Source organism: Sphingobacterium sp. UBA7253 (assembly GCF_002472745.1).
In the GTDB taxonomy this organism is placed as follows: Bacteria; Bacteroidota; Bacteroidia; order Sphingobacteriales; family Sphingobacteriaceae; genus Sphingobacterium; species Sphingobacterium siyangense.
This window is the reverse complement of sequence record NZ_DKSP01000024.1, coordinates 1-15,709: the sequence shown is the minus strand read 5'-3', so window position 1 is coordinate 15,709 and position 15,709 is coordinate 1. Positions and strand designations below refer to the sequence as shown.

Here is a 15,709-nt window from a genome sequence, read left to right as displayed (position 1 = left end):
ATTTACACAATGGTAAGAACAATGATATTATCTATGATGACTGTTTTTTTTGGTCAGCCCCTCATGGCACAGGAAATTAGGTTGGAAGAGAAAGCGTCTGTAAACCAGGTTTATAATAAGGCTATCGAGGCGGAAAATGTATTATCCTTTAATGATTTGGACATCGAATCGGGCTATGTACTTTATCAGACCGAGATAAACACTGATGCGGAAAGCGAAGAGCTGGAATTGGAAAACGTACGCGATTATGCCGTGGTCTATGTCGATGGTAAGGTACAGGGTAGCCTGACAGATAAGAGTAAAAAACTAGCCATCAAAGCAAATCCAGGCAAACACTTGCTTCAATTTTATGTCGAGAATATTGGTCGGATCACTTACGGACCAGAAATTACAGATAATTCAAAAGGGCTATTTGGCACCATTACTTTAGACGGAAACGACCTTCAAGACTGGAAAATGATCCCCTTAACGGTGCGTAATTATCCACTGAAGGATTTGGTTTTTGAACAAAGATCAGCAGCTAATGACAGCCCAGGTTTTTACAAAGGTCAGTTCGAACACAATCTGTCCGGAAACAAGTATCTTAATATGACAGGATGGGGAATGGGCGAGGTCTGGTTAAATCAAAAATATTTGGGATCTTACTGGGAGGAAGAAAAACAGCAGTCGATATTAATTCCTTCGGAGGATTTAATACCAGGAAAAAATGAACTTGTAATCTTCGAACTCAAAAATAATCAGCAAAAGAAGATAAGTTTGTCCCCAACGCCTGTTTTTAAGTAAATTGGTACTGTTGGCTTCGCATGGATCTGAACAGCTGAAAAAGCGCTAAGGCCAGAATTTCGACGAAGCTCATTGCCTAATAGTATGATAATCGAAGTTTATAGAACCACTGATCAACAATTAGTAGCAGGATATTTTGATTGTAACTGGCCCACGTAAATCTTGGATTGAAATTTAAACAGTTTTAGTAGCATCGGTAAATGAATAAATACAGTCTGATAATTTGTTTCGTCGTTTTTTGGGGGCAATGTGTTCTCGGTATCGATCTTTCGAGGTATAGGTTTCATCTGATGCCCGAAACTTCCTACTATGGCGGTATACAAAGTATCGCAAAAGACAGTTTAGGGCGTATTTGGTACACGGGGCCCGATGCGCTCTTCATGTACGATGGCAATAGTTTTTATCAGTTAAATGATATCGTCTCTGCGATCAAACCAACGCAAAAATGGGGTTATGGTTCTTTAATTCGGGATAAAAAGGGAAATCTGTTTCTAGCTTCTGGGCAAGGCTTATTAAAATTCGATTACGAACGGTTTTCTTTTCATGTCGTGGTTCCCGGAATGATCCGTTCGCTTTGTGTACATAGCGATGGTCAGGTTTACATGCTGTCAGACAATAGCATACTACGCTATAATCCGCAAAATAAACAGACAGAAAGCTTTTTATTGCCCAAAAACAAGTCTTTCCAAAATATATTGAGTGCTAAAGATCAGGTGTTTCTAAGCCAAGGCGCTGTCGTGTATCAAGTTGAAATGACGAAAAAACGCCTAGTCCAGTTTGCGGATTTTGGTAGTACGACAAATCAGGTGAACGATGCGGTCGCATACGGGGGGGAATATTACTTTTTAACACAACGAGGGGGAATCCATGTAACTGATTTAACAGGTACCTTAAAACAGAAGATCCCAGTAAGTATAATGGGAAATTCAGCCGTGTTAACCAAAAAATTATATTTGGACCAAACCGGGGTGATCTGGGTGGCTACGCAAGCTGGATTGTATCTTTATGATCCATCCAATGAAAGCAGCAGCACCTTGCAAATGAACTTGAACGATGCTTATTCATTACCGAATAACTCGATATGGACAATTTATCCGGATCCGGACCAAGGGGCCTGGATAGGTACTTACGGTGGTAAAATAGCTTATTGCTCGCTTTACGATTCCCGAGTACGTTACTTCAAGCCCAGCCCAGGGGGACTCAATCACCCCATAGTCAGTAGTTTTCAGGAAGATCATCTGGGAAATATATGGATCGGTACCGAGGGGGGGAGCCTGAATTACTGGAATAGAAAAAAGGATCAGTTTAACCCTCCAGAAAAATCGCAGGGTAGTTCGTCGAGTCCCCATATGATTAAACGCCTGAAATTTGACCGAACGAGTAAAAAACTGTTGATTTCAGCCTATAACGGCGGTATTGGCAGTTATGATGTGGACAGTCAGCATTTCAGCAGTTTCAATTTCCGCTCTCCGGAGAGCCAGCAACCACTCACCGTTTATGATTTTGTAAACGATAAGGAAGGCACTTGGTGGATGACAGATCCCGATAAATTATTTTTATATCGAAAGAAGCCGCTAGATCCTATAGAGATGGTAAGCGTCCTTGATGCGCAGGGCAAAAAAATGAAACTCGAAGTCGAAGCATTATATGTGAATAACCAAGATCAGCTCTGTTTAATTAGCCATCAAGGATTTTTTGTTGTAAATCCCCATACGTTAAAGGTATTGAAACACTACGCGCTCAAAGATGCTTCCTATTCAGCAAATTACCTGTGTAGTTATACAGTGACTTCAAATGGCGAAGTATGGTTGGGGACATTGGGTAAAGGCGTAAATGTACTCAAAAGAGATGGGACATATGTCAACTATAGTGTAAGTAACGGATTCCCGGCGAAAATGGTATTTGGCATATTAGAAGATGTTGCCACGAAAAATATCTGGTTAAGTACCAGTGATGGTCTTTTTTGTTTCAATTGGAAATACAGTAAATTTGAGAAAGCCAGATTTTATCAGGAAAATAACATTGGTTCATTTTATATTCATGCCGCTTACAAAACTTCTAGGGGTGAAATGCTGTTTGGTGGTACCAATGGATTTCTACTTTTCGATCCGGCGTACCTCAATAAAAATCTGCAAAAACCCAAAGTTTTTTTTACAGGATTTCTGGTCAACAATAAACTCGTGAAACCAGCGGATGGCTCATCAGTTTTAACGAAAGACATTGGCAGTCTTTCCAATCAAAAAGAAGACAAGATAAGGCTCTCCAGTAACCAGTCCAATGTAGAAATTAAGTTTTCGGCAAATAGTTATCTATCCGCAGAGAAGAACCAGTTCGCTTACCGGATGCTGGGGCTAGGTGAAGACTGGCAAATCAGTCATGCCAACCAGAAATCTGTACAGTTTCTCAACCTTCCGGGCGGAGATTATATCTTTGAAATCAAGGCTTCCAACAATGATGGGCTATGGGGCGATCAAATATCACGATTATATATCCATGTCGATCCACCATTTTTCTTGTCCTGGTGGGCATATTGCTGCTATGCCGCACTTGTTTTTGCTCTGCTCTTTTTCATAATGAGATATTACAGCAATAAAAGAGTGTTTAAAGAGCGATTAGCACTCGAGCGTTTAAAAGAACAGAATATGCAAGAGCTGAACCAGGCGCGTACCGACTTCTTTACCAATATCTCACACGATTTAAAAACACCGCTAACCTTGGTTTTACAGCCGCTTAAACAACTCAAAGACACTATTGTGGCCAATGATACCGCTTTGGTATACATGGATTTAATAGAGAAAAATGTATCCAGAATACAGCGGATGATTAGCCAATTGCTGCGCTTTCGCGAAATAGAAAGCCAAAAAATTACGCTCAATCCGCAGGTTGGTGATTTTATCAATTTTGTAAGGGATCTATTTAGCTTATTTGAGCTCTATGCCAATAAAAAAGGTGTTGAAACCAATATTTCCTCGTACAAGGACAATTTATATGTTGCCTTTGATTACGATGTTATCGAAAAAATATTGACTAATCTGTTCTCCAATGCCCTAAAATATACACCAGATAATGGGTATGTGGGCGTACGTATCTATAGTGCAACAGCAGAAGAAAAAGAACGGTTTCCTTCGTTAGATCCGAAGGAAGTCGAATACATCTCCATTGAAGTTATAAATACCGGTGATTGTTTTTCTGAAGAACAGATCGCGATGCTTTACACTTCTTTCAACCGCTTATCTTCTCATCGGCCAACTTTTGAAGAAAGTTCAGGACTTGGACTTGCCATTGTGAAAGAACTGGTAGATGTGCTGGAGGGTAAAATATGGATGGTCAATAAGACCGATAAAATTTCATTTACCATTTTACTACCGTTAAGGAAACAGGCCGGGGCAGGCGACATGCAGCCTAATGTGTATGATTACACCGTTTCTGAAATCGACGATATTATTACGCAGGATACTGCAGCCCCAGAAACAGGATCGATCCCTATAAAAAAGACAGATAATATCCTGCTCATTGAAGATGACCAACAGCTGCGTGTTTATCTGGAGCAGCGTCTGGCCGAAAAATATAATGTATATACAGCAAGTGACGGCGAAGAAGGCTTAATTAAAGCCGAAAAAATTTATCCGCAACTTATTATTACCGATCTGATCATGCCAAATCGCAATGGCTTGGAAGTATGCCGTAGCCTTAGGCAAAATTTTAAGACGAGCCATATTCCTATTATTATGATTTCGGGTACGGGAGATGACAACCAGCATAAAATAAAAGCATTGGAATATGGCGCCAATGTGTTTATTGATAAACCGTTTCATGTCGACTATCTGTTGCAACAGACGGAAACCATTCTAAGAAATCAGCGGGAACTAAAAGAAAAATACAGCAAACACGTTCAGGTAGATCCCTCCAATGTAACCGTTACCTCCATGGACGAGGAACTGCTGATTAAGGCTATTCAGGTCATTGAAGAAAATATTGACAATGCCAGTTATTCCGTAGAAGATTTTGTGGCTGATATGAACGTAGGCAGAACCATTCTTTATCAAAAAATACATGATATTGTGGGAATGTCCATCAAAGAATTTATTTTGAATATGCGACTGAAAAGAAGTGCTTATCTATTAGAAAAATCGGATTTGACGATAGCGGAGGTTGCTTACCAAACCGGGTTTAACAATGCCAAATACTTTAGCGTCTGTTTTAAAAAACAGTTTGAACTGAGCCCTTCGGAGTTTAAGAAAAAGGTTTCCAGTGGAAAGAAATAAAAATACAGCCAATAGTTGACCGACGCCCCTTTCAGATGGGTGAAAGGCCATTCTATATTTTTGAAATCCTAACGATCATGAAAATGACAATTTTTAGAAAAACGCTTCTGCTTACATGTTGCATTTGCTTGTGCAACGTAATGTATCTGGCAACGGCCGCCGCCCAAAAAGTAGATGAAACTTACATCAGCCCCAATAAATACAAGAGTGGTTCCCAGTCAGAACGTATACAAAAAGCCATAAATGAAGCAAAAAAGTCGACTGGGAAAGTAGTGATCCCTAAATACGATGCGGTAACGAAAAAAAGTGTCTGGCTCATCGATCAGGCCATTTTGCTTCCGGGCGATTTTGAACTTGAATTGAATAACTGTACCATTAAACTATCGGATAAATGCCGGGATAATTTTATCCGTTCGGCAAATGCAGGGCTGGCAATTAAAGATATAGCACCCGCAAAGAATATCCGGATTATTGGAAAAGGAAATGTTCTTTTAGAAGGAGCTGATCATCCCAGAGCTACCGGTGACCACAATAAAATCTTGTCCTTAAATCCCAGCGGATTTGGACAATCTTATGGTACGGATGCAGGTAAGCCCGGAGAGAACCAAAAAGGTGGATGGCGGAACCACGCCATTATATTGGCGCACACCGATGTATTTGAGGTTAGCGGCATTACATTAAAGGATTATCATGGGCATGGACTGGTATTGGAACGCTGTACAAACGGTAAGGTAAGCGATATTACTTTTAATGTGAGGCAGGCAGTAACTGTTGATGGAGCAGATAAACAGATTTTGAACCAAGACGGCATGGGCATACGTTTTGGCTGTAAAAATATTATTATTGCGAATTGCAAAGGTAAAAGCGGTGACGACTTTATTAATATAGGGTTGACAGATACCGGAGTGGGAGCAGGTGAAGAAAATGTAAATGTGGTAAGTGGTTCGATTTATAGGGGCGAAATTGACAACATTTCAACTATTTATCTCCAGAACTGGCAGGACTTCTATTCAATTTCACACCGATCCATACGGATTATGCCTGTGGGTAAACTTCGTATAAGTCATGTTTTTATCGAGAATATGGTCATCAGTCCGCTAGCACAACAAGGTTTGGTGGTCGAGTATGGCGAGCATGTCCAGGGCTTATTTGTACGAAATTTAATCAGTCATCAACCGATAAAAGCCAAAGGTATCTCGCAGGCCAGTTTCCGCGATATCATTTATAAAGGTCGGGGTGAAGCTATCGATGTGCAACCAAGCGATACGGTTATCCTAGATCATCTAATGTGTATAAAAAAAGAATAATAAAGCGCTTCTAACCCCCATTTTACAGCGAAAAACACATGTTTTTGCCTTTTGTACAAAATCAAACCATTTTCGTACAAAAACGAACCCTACGAATTGGTGATGATTATAGTTTTGTCTTAACCAATTTTAAAAAAGCAAAATATGTGTATGAAAATTCTTCCCGACCACGTGATTAGGCTCACGCAGGGTAATCCGAACTCTACAAAAATCAATAGCAACGCGCAACGGAATTTTAGGTTTCGTCAATAAGGACGAAAACGAAGTCTTGCCGTCTGCATTGCGCATGCATTTGCAGCAATGAGATAGTATGTATCACAAAATTTAAATTAAAAATCCAAGCCTATTGAAGCAGACCTATTTTAAACTCATATTCTTTACGAGAAAGGGAAAGTAAAGGACGCAAGTAAATTTTAAACTAACCATTATAAATCAATGATACAAAAAATACATTTCTGGCTCAGGAGCTGGATAATGAGTGCTACCCTATCGGTGGTGGCGGCTAATTATGCTTATTCGCAAGCAACAGATCAAATAAATGTCAAAGGTCAGGTCACCAATGATGCAGGAGAAGGACTTAAGGGTGTTTCGGTCATGATTAAAGGAGCGAAAACCGGTGTTCAGACAGATGCAAATGGCCGTTATACCATTCTGGCGCCACGCACGGCTACGCTACTTTTTACCTACATTGGTTTTAATAACCAGGAATTAAAGGTCAATCCATCAGGAATCATCAATGTGAAGATGTCAGGAAATAATGTCCTGGATCAGGTTGTGGTCGTAGGGTATGGTACAGCCAAGAAGAAAGATTTAACAGGAGGTTTGGCCGTGGTTGGAAAAGAGCAGCTCAGCATGGTATCTACCTCAAACCTGATGGATCGCTTGGTGGGGCAGGTGGCCGGTTTTTCCATTACGACCGGAGAAGCTGCGCCGGGAGCATCACAGACCCTGTTGATACGGGGTGAAAATTCGATATCGGCCAACAATAGTCCATTGATTATTTTAGATGGTATTCCCTACAGCGGATCCCTGGCAGATATCGATCCCAACAACGTCGAAAACCTTTCGATCTTAAAAGATGCCTCGGCTTCGGCTATCTACGGTTCGCGTGCGGCCAATGGGGTTATTCTGATACAAACCAAAAGGGGGGCGCTGGGTAGAGCTCAGGTAAACTATAAAGGTTTGATCGGCATGGCCGAGCCTATGCAACGCATCAATGTTATGGGGCCAAATGAATATATCCGCTTTCAACAAGATATTGCCCGAATTAGGCAAGGCTATACTGGAGCGCTTTTAGATCCTATCGCCGGGGATATTATTAGCGTAACAGAGCGCGGTAATTATGCGAAAGGCATTACTAACAATTGGCAGGATTACGTCTTTCGAAAAGCCATGACCATGGATCATCAGCTGAGCATTTCCGGTGGAACAGAGAATACAAAATATATGGCTGCCCTTGCAGCTTTGGATCAAGAAGGCGTGGTATACAATTCTAAGTTGTCCCGTTTAAATATTACCACAAATGTGGATCAGACTTTTAATAAATGGTTAACCACTGGTGTTGGCCTGCAATATACCCGGAAAAGCGACGGTGGTATTACGCCAAATTTGGAACATGCCATAAAACAAAGTCCTTATGGGAGCTATAAAGACGAATCGGGGAAGTATGTGCCCGAACCCATGGAGTATTCATTGATCGTCAATCCGATGCGCAACGTCAATGCGATTCAGGATAGGTATAATAACAACTTCTTTCTTTCTGGCTATGCCAATATTTTGCTGCCGGTGGAGGGTCTTTCCTTACGATCAAATTTTGGTTATAATTATCGGAACGGATTTACCGGAACCTATTACGGGCGCAATACCTTTGAAGGTAGGGATCAGGGTACGCAGGCCGGAGGTAGTGCTTCCATTAACAATTCCAACTATAACGATTATACCTGGGAGAACCTGCTCAAATACGAGCGGCAGATCGGCGATCATCGTTTTGATGTGACGGGTTTATTCAGTATGCAAAAAACGAAAAGCTGGTCAACAGCCCAGAGCGGTGCAGGTTTTGTAACCGATGATACCGAATACTTTATGATCGGTTCGGCCAGCCGTCTTGTTTCCAACAGCGCTTCCTTATCGGAATCTGCGATGCTGTCATACATGGGCCGGATAAATTATGCCTACAAAGGCAAGTATCTATTGACCCTGACAGGACGTACAGATGGAGCCTCTGTATTTGGTATTAACAATAAATATGCATTTTTCCCTGTCGCGGCGGCGGCATGGCAAATCGGAGAAGAACGTTTTCTGAAAGATAACGCCAAATGGCTGGACATGCTGAAAATCCGCCTTTCTTATGGTGCCAACGGTAACCAGGCGATTACACCATACCGCACTTTAGACCGCTTATACTCCAATGTAAAATATATCTGGGGCGATGATGGTACTGCCGTTACGACAGCCTATTTGGCCGGTGATGGTGTGGGCAACCCTAATCTGAAATGGGAAACCACCTATTCGACCAACCTGGGGCTGGACTTTCAGTTATTTAATAACAGATTGGGAGGAACTATCGATGCCTATCTTTCTAAAACGAAAGATTTACTGATGACCCGCACCGTACCTATCATGAACGGGTATAATCGCATTTGGGACAATATCGGCGCCACCCAAAATAAAGGTATTGAAGTCACCTTAAACTCGACGAACGTGAAAGGGGAAAATTTTCAATGGAATACGACCGCTGTGTTTTCCTTAAACCGAGACAAAATTGTCGAGTTGAGGGGGGACGGTATCGATGATATTGCCAACAACTGGTTTATTGGTAAGCCATTACGAGTATTCTACGATTATAAAATGATCGGTGTATGGCAAAATGGAGAAACCATTACTGTGGATGGGGCAGCACCCGGAGCTGCCAAGCTGTACGACCGCGACGGTAACGGCAAGATAGAAGCGAGTGACAGGGTGGTCATCGGATCTAAAAATCCACGCTATACAGCATCTTTAGCCAATCGGTTTTCTTACAAAAATTTTTATGCATCTGCGTTGGTAACCGGGGTTTTTGATGTATGGCGCGATGATCACATGGCCAATCTAGGGGCCTGGACTTTCGGGATTACCAACTACGTCCACGATGCTAATTATTGGACACCGGAGAATCCCAATGCGACGATCGTTTCACCCGGCTATCTCAATCCATTGGGGCACGGGTACTATAAAAAGGTGAGCTACGTACAGGTGAAGAACATCACCTTTGGTTATAAATTGCCACACAAAATTGCTAAAAAGGTAGGTGTAAATGGTATTGATATAAACGCCAGCGTCAACAATCTGAATACGATTTCTAATATCAGAGAGGTCCTCAATTACGACAACACCTGGATGGCCTCCTATCCGACGGCACGTTCGTATATGTTTGGCTTAAATGTAAACTTCTAATCGATTAGGACATGAAAATGAAAAATATTATCACAACAAGTTTAGGGCTTATCGTATTGTTCACCTTAGGAGGCTGTAAAAAGTTTCTGGAAGAAGAGCTAAAAACCGAACTGGCCCCCTCCAATACCTATACCAGCACCTACGGTTTCGAGGTGGGGAGTGCTGGTTTGTATACACTCACACGTTCAGAATACAATACCTATGGCGAAGGTGGCGCCTTCATCCATAATGGTGCCTGCCCATATGAAGCTTTACAGGTATCTACAGATATCGCCGATGCCATTAATAGCGATGGCTCACTGACGGCTTTTGCAAACCTTACACTTACTGCCTCAGAACGGTTTGTGGGTACTTACTGGAATTGGGCTTACAACCTCATTTCATCGGCAAACCTGATGCTGGTTTATTCCGAAAAAAATACCAATTGGGATACGCCCCAAGATAAAGCACGTTTTCAGGCTGAAGCCCGCTTCTTTCGGGCATATGCTTACCGTACCTTGGTTTATCTCTATGGCGATGTACCCTATGTAGAAACTATCCTGTATGATTTTCAGCTTAATTTTACCCGTACACCAAAGGCCGAAGTCATCGGCCACATGGTAGACGACCTGAAGTTTGCGGTGGATAACCTGCCTACAAATCCGGACGACGTAAAAGAAGGAAAGCTGACCAAATGGGCCGCAAGTCATTTGCTGAGCGAAATCTACCTATTGCAGGGCAATCATGCCGAAGCAGAAAAGGCCGCATTGGCGGTCATCAATAGTGGGTATTATAACCTTATGAAAAACAGATATGGCGTAAATGGCAGCAAACCAGGCGATGTATTTAGCGATTTATTTCTGGAAAATAACCAAAATAGAAAAAGTGGCAATAAAGAAAGTATCTGGGTATTGCAGTTCCAGTTTAACACGATCGGTGGTGGTACCAATTCGGATGACTGGACGCGTAGGGCTTGGATACCAAATTACTCGACGATTACAGGATTTGTTTTGGCTGACACATTGGGCGGCCGTGGTATTGCACAATTAGTGCCAATGAAGTGGTGGGTAGGCACCACAGGTACCAATGCTACAGGCAATGTCGCTGGTATTTTCGAAGCAAATGATATCCGTAATTCAGGTTATAACATTAAACGCAACTGGTATTACAACAACGCGAATGAGACCTCGCTATATGGTAAAAAAGCCAATATTACCGAACAGACCTGGTTTACGACAAAAAGCTTATTTCCAGCGATTACAAAATTCTTTTACGGACGTACTGAAAATTTAAGTTTGACCGGTAGTTATAAAGATCGTATGAAATTCCGTTTGGCTGAAACCTATCTGTTGCTTGCTGAAGCCTATTTGGGGCAAAATATGCCGGATAAAGCTGCCCAAGCCGTCAATGAAGTGCGGAAAAGAGCTGGAGCGTCCGAAATTACCGGCGCTCAGATGAATATGGATTTCCTGCTCGATGAGCGTATCCGTGAATTAGTTGGTGAAGAAAGCAGAAGATTTACCCTGGTGCGTACCAATACTTTGGTGGAGCGGGTCAAAAAATATAATAATGCGATCAAGGATAAAATTACGGACAACAATATCTTATGGCCTATTCCACAGGTGATCAGGGATGCCAATACAGGGGCGCCGTTCCCACAGAATCCGGGTTATAATTAATGGTTATGGGAGGCTGTCCGAATCCTAATCGTATTTTCGGCAGCTTTCCCATCTGATGACAAAAAAGCAGTTGCGCTAGTCAAGCGCATGATTCTATCCAAACGTTAGCAAAAATATAAATCAATGAAAATCATCAATTATTTATACAAAACCTTATTTTTCTTAAGCATGGTACTTTGCCAGTTATCCTGCAAACAGGAAATTCAGGATATACCTAAAGTCAATGAAACGATGGACCTTCAGCCTTCGTCGGAAAACATTACGCTGGACGAGGTCAATCTGACCAAAGATATCGTCACATTTAACTGGAAGCCCGCTAGGGTACAATCAGATGATCATTTGGTCAGCTACAGTACGATGTTAGATGTGGTGGGGAACAATTTTGGTACCGGTACAGCCATATTTAACTATGAAGACGATAACGTATTGAGCAGAAGCTTTACTTCCGAACAATTACAAAATTGGGCAAATGAAAAGTGGGGCATACCAGCAAATAAGAGCTTTACGCTGGAGTTTAGAGTCGTTGCACAATGGGAGGGCGGTGCTACTTTTGAGGCACCCGAAGTACGTACCGTAAGAATTACAGTAAATCCGATCAAGACGGTTGTTTTTGATGCCGATAAAGTGTTCTTGAGCGGAAGTGCCGTTGGCGGGAGCAAAGTGGAGATGCCAAAAACATTGGAAAATCTGGATCAGTATGCTTATGTATTGAATTTGCAGCCTGGCGAACTGGAAATTCCGGTCGAATTTAACGGTGAAACCAATTATGTTGTTACCTCCGATGGAAGCGCTGAACTAAACGATGGAAATGCCGTTGGCATCAAAATGAGAGAAAACGTATTCTCCTGGAAAATAGCAACTGCGGGCGAGTATCGCGTTGTGGTCAATATGCAAAAAGCGACAGCAACCATTTATTCTCCAGCGAAAGCACTTGCTCCTAAAATAGTGACATGGACAGGGGACCAGCCTTATACGACCACGGTGACGGATTTGTGGATGCACGGAAGTATCAATGGCTGGGGAACTCCGGTAAAAATGGATTGTCAGGTAAGTTTGGCGGATCCGCAGGTTTTGGTCTATACCGGGGGTAAAGTCGGGACCACCAAGTTTATCGTGACCGGAGACAACAGTAATAACAAAAACCTGGCTTATGCTTTTAGTGCTCCGCCTACGAGTGAAGGTGTGGCTCAGACCCTGACGCTTACTTTAGGAAAAGTAGCAGAATTGGGCGGAGGTACCGTTGGCGCCAACCGCAATTCTTATTTTACCATTCCTGCCACGACCAATGTGCTGATTTTTGATCTAAGGAACATGACAATTCTGGGGCTAAAACGGTAAGCAATTGTATCAAAGCATTTAAATTAACTTTAACATTTCTGGAAGTGAAAAACAATATAAACTATAAAAAAGCCTGCCTCAGCGCATTTGCTATCATGCTTTGCTTTCTAGCGGTTTCATGCAAGAAAGATAGTGCTGATAACGAAAAAGATATAGCAGGGACCTTGGTGAAACCCAGCTACAACCGCAGTTCCATGTTTCGTAACCCTTTAAACGGCTGGGTCATGTATGCTTCAGCTTCGGGGACTCCTTCCTATTGGGACACCCAATTCTATGTACCTGACTTAGGTAAAACGGTCAAAGCAATTGACTATGCATCTGCCTGTTATATCCGTACCAGCTGGCGAACTTTTAATCCTGTAGATGGCGTATATGCCTGGAGGGATCCCAGCACGGCAATCTATAAAATGATCAAAGGGGCACAAGATAAAGGATTGCCAATCGCCTTTCGTATCGTCGTCGACGGTCGCGATCAAGGAGCAAATACGCCGCAGTTTGTTTTCGATGCAGGCGCCAAGTATTATGTTGCCAATGCTTCTTTTCCGGATAGAAAAACACCCGTGCTGCAAGATCCTGTTTTTCGGAAATATTATAGCAAGCTGATCGAAGAGTTGGCGAAGGATTTTAATGATTTAAATAAAACCTCCTTTGTCGATGCCTATGGACTCGGTTTGTGGGGGGAGGGACATAGCGTCATTTACGAAGATCCTAATAATCCTTCCGGCCAAAATATTGAGGTAATCAAAGAAGAAGTTGTTGATTGGATTTCAGATGTGTATTCCAAGAACTTTACAAAAGTGCCCTTGCTGATCAATTATCACCGCTTAGTTGGCGACCCTGCGGGCAATGGAGCTCCCAATCCTAATTCGGAGAAGCTATTGAATAAGATGATCAATAAAGGGTACAGCCTGCGTCAGGATGCCTTTGGAATGACCGATTATTATCAAAGCTGGGAGAAGAATTTTGCCAAGGTCTGGAATTTTAAACGCCCGATTATTATGGAAGGTGGTTGGATTACGACTGGTACACACCGTTACTGGACTGATCCAAGCGGTAAATACAGGCAAGACCATCCCGAAGATGTTCGGCAGGGCGAATTTGACAGCTCCTTGGAAGCTGCTGTAAACATGATGGATTTCCGTATCGGTGAAATTGAAAGCTGGTTCACCAAATCTTTTACCTTATGCCAGCGTTTTATTTCTGAAGGTGGCTATCGTTTATATCCCGATCGTATTTATTTACCGGAGAAAGTCAATTCGGGTACTGAAACGACAATTAACCACCGCTGGCGGAATATGGGCTGGGGGTATTTCCCGAATAATATTCCTCAATGGAATTATAAATATAAAGTAGCTTTTGCACTCCTGGACGAAGAAAACAGGGTGAAAAAAGTTTTTGTTGATGATAAAGGAGAACCTTCCGCCTGGCTTAAGAATAATCCAGTCGCATACGAGTTGAAAGCTAATGTCGATGTAGCTGCTGGAAACTATACCTGGGCCGTCGCTATTGTAGATACAACAAATGAAAATCAGCCGGGAATAAGGCTTGCCGTAAATGGCGATATAACTGATTCCGGATGGTTAAAACTATTGGAGGTGCAGGTACAGTGAGATCATTCGCATAAGTTTTAAAAGCCAAAATTAGCGAAAGTTTTTTAGTCAAAAGGGCCTGATATTGATCAGGCCTTTTATTTTAGCGTGTACTTGTACAGTAATTTTTATGATCCTTTTGCGCCCTTTTTTAGTTTTATTATCCAATTTTTATATGCTAAGTCGCGAGTTATGGGCCTATATGTAACTGAATTTTGAGGCAACAAGTTATGGTTTCCGTAATGTATTCTTTTTATACCTTCAATAGATTTGATAAAAAAACAATAGCGATTAAACTTTGATCTAGTTTGCAATATGATTTAGACCGCCTATCGTATCAGTGAAGAGGCGGTTGTGATATCAGAGTTATTTGACGAAATTATACAGGACATGACATATCCATCCTGTTTGACTTTGAGGTACAGATTAGCGCTTGTTACTTTTTTGCTTACGTAAGTGTGTTTGATATTAAATTCGACTTTTCCTGAACCATTGCTGTTGGGTAGGACTTCGATCTGCTCATTTGGACTTTTTAATTGAAATGTTTGCGTAGCATCTAAATAGCCAGTCCCATTTTCAATTTTTTGTAGGGTGTATTTGGTTTTTACCAAAAATTCCTGTTGATCTGCTCCTAAGACTGGAAATGCCACTGTTTCTGTTTTTTCAACTGAATCACCAACTTTCATTGGTTTATTTGGCGTTTTATCTTCAAACTGATTCTGTTCCATTTCGGTTTTTAAATGTTGTTTTTCCAGGGAATCTAGCGTGTTGTTTACTATTGAATCAATCTTTGTTTTGCCATTTTCATCGTAATAGCCATATATCGTAGAGCCACTTAGCGGAGCCTTTAATGGAGTTATTTGCTCGTTAAATTTCATGCTAGTCTCTACAAAAAGTATTTCTGTCTTATAGGGAATTATCTGCTTGACTTCTGCGCCTGTAGAGGTGGTCGATTGGACCTTATTATTTCCTTCCAGATTCATTGTAAAGGGGAATAGTCCCTCCAATTTGCCTGCTGCTTTGGTTTGATATATACCCGTTGTCTCGTACTTTAATTGTGGTTGAGGAAGGTATTTAAAGACAAAGGATTCCTGTGCGTTAACGTACTGCAAAGCAACTAAAAATAATAATGTAAAATAGTAATTCATTTTTGAATTTGTTAATATTCACTAAAGTTAATCAATGGCAATACACTTGCGTCCTAAACGTTTAAAAAGTGGCGGCGTTTGGATATAGCAAAGTTGCTATATTTAAATTGCAAAATTATAACCCACCGCCAGGATAAAGTTAAAGGTTTTTAGTCAGATTTTATCTCTTATCGACCGCGAATTAGTGAA

8 protein-coding genes are annotated in these 15,709 nt (G+C 41.6%); 7 read left to right on the top strand and 1 reads right to left on the bottom strand.

The window, feature by feature from the left end:
- Window positions 1–33 precede the first annotated feature (33 nt).
- The 7 genes from B2X72_RS01515 (at window position 34) to B2X72_RS01485 (ending at window position 14,393) form a co-directional block, all read left to right on the top strand.
- The gene (locus tag B2X72_RS01515) at window positions 34–783 is read left to right on the top strand and encodes a hypothetical protein (protein WP_286735842.1); all 750 of its coding nucleotides are present in this window, start codon (window positions 34–36) and stop codon (window positions 781–783) included.
- A 200-nt stretch (window positions 784–983) separates the two neighbouring features.
- Window positions 984–5,048 carry a hybrid sensor histidine kinase/response regulator transcription factor gene (locus B2X72_RS01510; protein WP_286848125.1) on the top strand — a complete coding sequence of 1,355 codons (4,065 nt, stop codon included), beginning with the start codon at window positions 984–986 and terminating at the stop codon, window positions 5,046–5,048.
- Window positions 5,049–5,188: 140 nt separating this feature from the next.
- The gene (locus tag B2X72_RS01505) at window positions 5,189–6,355 is read left to right on the top strand and encodes a glycosyl hydrolase family 28 protein (RefSeq protein ID WP_286735840.1); all 1,167 of its coding nucleotides are present in this window, start codon (window positions 5,189–5,191) and stop codon (window positions 6,353–6,355) included.
- Between the two features lie 435 nt (window positions 6,356–6,790).
- The gene (locus B2X72_RS01500; protein WP_145327739.1) at window positions 6,791–9,787 is read left to right on the top strand and encodes a SusC/RagA family TonB-linked outer membrane protein; all 2,997 of its coding nucleotides are present in this window, start codon (window positions 6,791–6,793) and stop codon (window positions 9,785–9,787) included.
- 11 nt (window positions 9,788–9,798) lie between these two features.
- The gene (locus B2X72_RS01495; protein WP_237242021.1) at window positions 9,799–11,445 is read left to right on the top strand and encodes a RagB/SusD family nutrient uptake outer membrane protein; all 1,647 of its coding nucleotides are present in this window, start codon (window positions 9,799–9,801) and stop codon (window positions 11,443–11,445) included.
- 123 nt (window positions 11,446–11,568) lie between these two features.
- Window positions 11,569–12,783, top strand: a complete 1,215-nt coding sequence (locus B2X72_RS01490; protein ID WP_204990806.1) for a SusE domain-containing protein — start codon at window positions 11,569–11,571, stop codon at window positions 12,781–12,783.
- Window positions 12,784–12,827: 44 nt separating this feature from the next.
- Window positions 12,828–14,393, top strand: coding sequence for a DUF4832 domain-containing protein (locus tag B2X72_RS01485; protein WP_239468733.1), 1,566 nt, complete (start codon window positions 12,828–12,830; stop codon window positions 14,391–14,393).
- A 308-nt stretch (window positions 14,394–14,701) separates the two neighbouring features.
- On the opposite strand, the gene B2X72_RS01480 is transcribed toward B2X72_RS01485, so the two are convergent.
- The gene (locus B2X72_RS01480; protein WP_112373557.1) at window positions 14,702–15,520 is read right to left on the bottom strand and encodes a hypothetical protein; all 819 of its coding nucleotides are present in this window, start codon (window positions 15,518–15,520) and stop codon (window positions 14,702–14,704) included.
- Window positions 15,521–15,709 lie beyond the last annotated feature (189 nt).